The 1,160-nt window shown below is 40.3% G+C and carries 2 protein-coding genes; both read left to right on the plus strand.

Features of this window, described 5'->3' with window-relative positions:
* The first annotated feature begins 27 nt into the window (after positions 1-27).
* Positions 28-498, plus strand: a complete 471-nt coding sequence (locus AC1DRF_RS28870; RefSeq protein WP_477742421.1) for a M56 family metallopeptidase — start codon at positions 28-30, stop codon at positions 496-498.
* 42 nt (positions 499-540) lie between these two features.
* The coding region (locus tag AC1DRF_RS28875) for a DsbA family protein (protein WP_477742422.1) at positions 541-1,160 on the plus strand (620 nt) is incomplete at its 3' end.

Genomic DNA, 1,160 nt, shown 5'->3' on the forward strand with positions numbered 1-1,160 from the left:
ACCCTGTAGACAGAACGATGTGCGGGATTGTTTACACCGCACATCGTTCTGTCTACAGGGTTGCTCTCGGTGCTTGATGAAAATGAACTAGAAGCGGTTATTTACCACGAACAGTCACATGTTGCAAATAAAGATCCGCTCAAAACATTTTTACTAAGCACGCTTGCTTCTGCATTATGGTATATTCCGTTTATTAAATGGAGCCATAAACGTTTCAAAGTCATGCGTGAAGTGCTGGCTGATCAAGATGCCATTGTGAAAAATGGCACGTCTGCTCACATCGGCAGCGCCCTTTTAAAAATGGTTAAAACGGGACAGACAAGTCTTTCGTGTGCGCACGTATCGTTTGCTGATACGTCGGTTAATTATCGCATTCAATATATTTTAAATCCGGAAACAAAAATGCCGATGCAGCCTCCTGTTATTTTAACGCTGACGTCGCTATACGTGTTTTTTATTTTGTGTGCGCTAATTTTTACCGCTCTAACAGCTTTGTAAGTTTGTATTTGTAAGGGAGAAAGAAAAGAAGGAGATGAGATTGTGTCAAAAGCAAAGAAAAAGAAAAAAGTAACGCCCAATCAGCAAACGTCCTCGAGCAAGTGGATTTTTTGGGTGATTGGAATTATTGCGGTCTGTATTTTAGGGTTAATCGTCCTTTCTAATATCTCAAAGGGCGGAGGAGATGAAAAGGCCGCTCTTACATATGATAATCAGCCGTATCTTGGAAAAGAGTCAGCTCCGGTAGAAGTGGTAGAGTTTGGAGATTACAAATGTCCGGCTTGTAAAAACTTCACGGAATCCTTTTTCCCGCTGATTCAAAAAGATTATGTAGATACAGGCAAAGTCAAATTCTACTTTATGAACTATGCGTTTATCAACAATGACTCATCTCGTGCAGCAGAGTTTGCCGAGACGGTATATAAAGAGCTTGGGAACGATACATTTTGGAAATTCCATGAACTTCTTTATAAAAAGCAAAACGCAGCGGATGAAAAGAAAGATGTCTTAACGGAATCTTACTTAGAAGATACGCTGAAAGAAGTATCTAGCGATGCCGATGCGAAAAAAGTAGCGAGTGCTTTTAAAGATGGAAAAGGAAAAGATGCGTTTGATCAAGATATGAAGACAGCCAATAACTTAGGCATCACAGGTACACCAAC

This window comes from Priestia sp. P5_B4, from assembly GCF_056400385.1.